At 59.1% G+C, this 4,053-nt stretch carries 5 protein-coding genes; 1 reads left to right on the top strand and 4 read right to left on the bottom strand.

Translation table 11 applies throughout. The annotated features are described in order from the left end of the window. The coding region (locus tag ACOCD2_RS13695; RefSeq protein ID WP_293649715.1) for a hypothetical protein at positions 1-191 on the top strand (191 nt) is incomplete at its 5' end. Here the strand turns inward: ACOCD2_RS13695 and miaA are convergent. Genes miaA through ACOCD2_RS13675 form a run of 4 tightly spaced genes read right to left on the bottom strand, consistent with a single transcriptional unit; the run spans position 152 to position 3,889 of the window. Further along, complete coding sequence (gene miaA / locus ACOCD2_RS13690; protein ID WP_293649713.1) at positions 152-1,093, bottom strand: tRNA (adenosine(37)-N6)-dimethylallyltransferase MiaA; 942 nt, start codon at positions 1,091-1,093, stop codon at positions 152-154. The two genes, ACOCD2_RS13695 and miaA, sit on opposite strands and share 40 nt — an antisense overlap. Continuing rightward, positions 1,093-2,820, bottom strand: coding sequence for a DNA mismatch repair endonuclease MutL (gene mutL / locus ACOCD2_RS13685; protein ID WP_293652716.1), 1,728 nt, complete (start codon positions 2,818-2,820; stop codon positions 1,093-1,095). Before mutL ends, miaA begins: the two co-directional genes overlap by 1 nt. Then, on the bottom strand, positions 2,702-3,400 hold the full coding sequence (locus ACOCD2_RS13680; protein ID WP_293652714.1) for an FCSD flavin-binding domain-containing protein: 699 nt from the start codon (positions 3,398-3,400) through the stop codon (positions 2,702-2,704). The genes mutL and ACOCD2_RS13680 overlap by 119 nt, the downstream gene beginning before the upstream one ends. Positions 3,401-3,403: 3 nt before the next feature. Continuing rightward, a complete protein-coding gene (locus tag ACOCD2_RS13675; protein WP_293650439.1) occupies positions 3,404-3,889 on the bottom strand; it encodes an NAD(P)/FAD-dependent oxidoreductase in 486 nt (161 codons plus the stop codon). Positions 3,890-4,053 lie beyond the last annotated feature (164 nt).

The raw sequence follows: 4,053 nt of genomic DNA, 5'->3' as shown, positions 1-4,053 counted from the left end.
GAGCAGGATGCAGCAATCAGCGTATAGAACAAGCTCTAACGGGCAGTATGAACAAAATAGCAACTTTATTTCACCCGAAAATATACGGTGGAACAATGTTGCTTACTCTAAACTCTAGACAAGGTCAACACTTGGCAATTATTTTATGTGATTATAAAATTCCTTTTGAATCAATCAGTTTCATCGCCTGATCGAAAATATCCCCCTGCTCTTCGTTGAGCCAGTCCACAGAATTTTCCCGCCGCAGCCAGGTAAACTGCCGCTTGGCCAGCTGACGGGTGGCAATGATACCTTTTTCCCGCATTTCCTCCTCAGTCATACGCCCCAGCAGATACCCGATCATCTGCCGATAGCCCACTGCCCGCATGGACGGCAGCTGCTCCGAAAACCCGGGCCGCGCCATCAGCCGGCGCACCTCTTCCTCGAAACCCTGTTCGAGCATCAGCCCGAAGCGTTTTGCGATGCGTTCATGCAGCACGGCACGCTCGGCTGGCGCCCTTACCAGTTTGATGACTTCATAAGGCAGCTTTTCTCCTTTTTGTTCCTGTAACAGGGAAAGGGGTTTGCCGCTGATCTCCATCACCTCCAGGGCGCGCAGTATGCGTTGCGGATCATTGGCATGAATGCGTTGTGCCGCCCGGGGGTCCAGCTGGGACAGTTCACGGTGCAACACGGCGGAACCTTCCTTTTCGAGGCGTCTTTGCAGACCTGCCCGAATCTGCGTATCCGACTCGGGCAGGTCGGAAAGGCCATGCTCCAGGGCACGAAAATAGAGCATGGTGCCCCCCACCAGCAGAGGAATCCTGCCGGCGCGGGCGCTTTCCTGCATCTTTTCGAGAGCATCGTTTCGAAAACGTGCTGCAGAGTATGTTTCTTCCGGTTCGCAGATATCCACCAGGGCGTGGGGCACTTCCCCAAGCAGTTCCGGCCCCGGCTTGGCCGTACCGATATCCATGTGCCGGTACACCAGCGCAGAATCCACGCTGATCACATCGACCGGCAGTTCCTGCGCCAGCGCCACCGCCAGCTCCGTCTTTCCCGCCGCGGTGGGTCCCATGACGAAAATGGCAGGGGGTAGTTTCTGATGATCCATCAGCGCCCGCGCAGGAATAGCTTGTCCAGTTCAGCCATGGAGAGCTGTGTCCACGTTGGCCGGCCATGATTGCACTGACCGCTACGTTCCGTGTTTTCGATATCCCGCAGCAGTGCATTCATTTCGGCCACCGCCAGCCGCCGGTTGGCACGCACCGAACCGTGACAGGCCACCGTGGAAAGTACTTCATTGAGGGCTTCACGGATACGCTCACTGCTGCCGTGGGTCACCAGGTCCGCCAGCAGATCGCGCACCAGGCTTTCCGCATCTGCGCCTTCCAGCAGGGTTGGCAGTGCGCGGATGACTAGCGTATCCCTGTCCAGCTGATCGAGCTCCAGCCCCAGCTCCTGAAGCAATGGACGGGTATCCATGGCAAGCTGTACTTCCCTGGGGCTGACTTTGACGGACACGGGCACCAGCAGCGGCTGACTCTTGATGCCCTGTCCTTCCAGGGAATTTTTCAAGCGTTCGTAGGTAATGCGCTCGTGGGCGGCATGCATATCCACCACGACCAGCCCGGCGGCATTCTGCGCCAGGATGTAAACCCCGTGGAGCTGCGCCAGTGCATAACCCAGCGGGGGCACTTCACCCTCCTCCGGCAAAGGCGCCGGCGGAAGCTGCAGACTTTGCGGGGAGGGAGCTGACCCCGGACTCTGCCAGTGAAAAGCCGACTGGTAGGATTCGGCCGACTCCCTGACCAACGGCGGCATATCCGTGCCCCGTGATACTGCCGCTCCTGCTGCAACAGGGGCTGTCGGGCGTGGCGGAGCTTCCATGGGCGCCCCCATGTCTTCCGGGCGCGCATCGGCAAGCACCTGGTGCAGGGTGCGAAACAGATAGTCGTGCACCAGACGGCCTTCACGAAAGCGCACTTCATGCTTGGTGGGGTGCACATTCACATCCACCAGCTGCGGGGCCAGCTCCAGGTAGAGCACGTAGGCCGGATAGCGGCCGTGATAGAGCACATCCTGATAGGCCTGGCGGATGGCGTGGGTCACGAGCTTGTCCCTGACCATACGGCCGTTGACGAAGAAATGCTGCATGTCCGCCTGGCTGCGGGAAAAGGCCGGCAGGCCGATCCATCCCGACAGGCGCAGGCCAGCCGCCTCGTGCTCGAAACGCAGGCTGTTATCCACGAAGCTCTGCCCCAGCAGTTCCGCGATGCGCGTCTCCCGCTCACGCACGCTGTCGGCGCGGCGCGTGGAAAACACGGGCCTGCCGTTGTGCTGCAGTTTGAACGCCACATCGAAGCGCGCGAGCGCCAGGCGCCGCAGTACCAGTTCCAGGTGACGGAACTCGGTCTTCTCGGTTTTCAGGAATTTGCGCCGGGCGGGTGTGTTGTAGAACAGGTCCTGCACGTCCACCGTGGTGCCTTGCGGATGCGCCGCCGGGGCGGGTTCTCCCGCATCGCCATCAAGAGACCAGGCCTCGTCAGCACCGTGCTCTCTGGAAGTCAGCAGCAGACGCGAAACCGATGCGATGCTGGGCAGCGCTTCCCCCCGGAAGCCCATGCTCCGGATACCTTCGAGATCCTCCAGGGAAGCCACCTTGCTTGTGGCATGACGTGACAAGGCCAGGGCCAGATCGTCGCGTGAGATGCCCAGACCATCATCCCGTACGCGCATCCGCTTTACCCCGCCCTGCACCACTTCCACGTCCACTGAAGCAGCACCTGCATCCAGGCTGTTTTCGACCAGCTCCTTGATCACTGAAGCCGGGCGCTCCACAACCTCGCCGGCAGCGATCTGGTTGATCAGTTGGGAAGGAAGTGCGTGAATACGATGCGTCATGGGCATATTGTGCCACAGACCGCCAGCCAAACACGTCCGCCGTGATATTCCTAAACCAGGAATAGGCATACTGCTCTTCCCTGGCGCGCATCTCCGGATCAAACGACCGGGGAGTAAGGCCACCAGCACCCTTTGCCTTGACGATTTTTCCGTCCTTGTAGCCGTAAACCATGACTGCCGAAAACACATCCCCCGGGGCAACAATGCTGTAACAACTGTTGATCCATGAAGGCTGTGGCGCCTTGCCATGATTGAAAGCCGCGACAATAGCGGCAGCACAGACCTTGGCGTCCGAGTTAGCCACGTAACCGGATTTGGGCAGCGGTTCGGCCACGCAGGCATCCCCGAGGACATGGATATTCTTGTGCAGCAAGGACTCAAAGCTGCCACCATCGACCAGGCACCAGCCTTTATCATTGGTCAGGCCTGTATCAAAGGCGATCTTGCCCGCTTTCTGGGCGGGAATAATGTTGATCACATCCGCTTTGAAGTCCTCCACCAGCGCCTGCACGCGCATGGCTTAGGCATCCAGGGCTTCCACCCGGCCACCTTCTGCGCCACTGATCCAGCTGATCAGGCTGTTGTCCGTGCCATAGCCATAGTGACGTTTCCAGGCATCGGTGAACAGATCGTGCATGGAAAAACTGTCCTTGGGGTCAAGTATCAGGATCTTGGAGCGGGGTTTGCTGGTTTTCAGGTAATGGGCAATCTGGGAGGCGCGTTCATAGGGAGCGGGAGGACAGCGATAAGGATTTGGAGGCGGCACGATGAGCACGGTACCGCCATCCGGCATGGACTCCAGTTGTCTGCGCAGGATCAGGGTCTGCTCACCAGCTTTCCAGGCGTGGGGAATGCTCTCCGCCACCCTGGCATCATAGCCGTCGATGGTATCCCAGCGGAAATCCACGCCGGGAGACAGGATGCAGCGGTCATAACTGAAGCGCTGCCCGCCTCTGGTCCTTACAACCCGCCTGTCAGTGTCGATGGAAACCACCCGATCATGCACAACAGTGACGCCATGGTCCCTGAGCCCACCATAACCGAAACGGATGGGTAACTACTCACCCCTATCAGCATAGAGCTGTCCCGAAAAGGCCATTTGAATGGCGACCAGCGGATTGTATCCCTGATTTGCCATGGTCTGCAGGTAACTGGAGATGCGGCAATAGG

This window comes from Thiolapillus sp. (genome assembly GCF_048562965.1).
GTDB classification, from domain to species: domain Bacteria; phylum Pseudomonadota; class Gammaproteobacteria; order Chromatiales; family Chromatiaceae; genus Thiolapillus; species Thiolapillus brandeum_A.
Note: the sequence above shows the minus strand (reverse complement) of the source record. Positions and strands in the feature narration are given on the sequence as shown.

Excerpts from the sequence above, each read along its gene's own strand:
- miaA (WP_293649713.1), bottom strand. The coding sequence starts at position 1,093 with ATGGATCATCAGAAACTACCCCCTGCCATTTTCGTCATGGGACCCACC.
- ACOCD2_RS13680 (WP_293652714.1), bottom strand. The coding sequence starts at position 3,400 with ATGCGCGTGCAGGCGCTGGTGGAGGACTTCAAAGCGGATGTGATCAAC.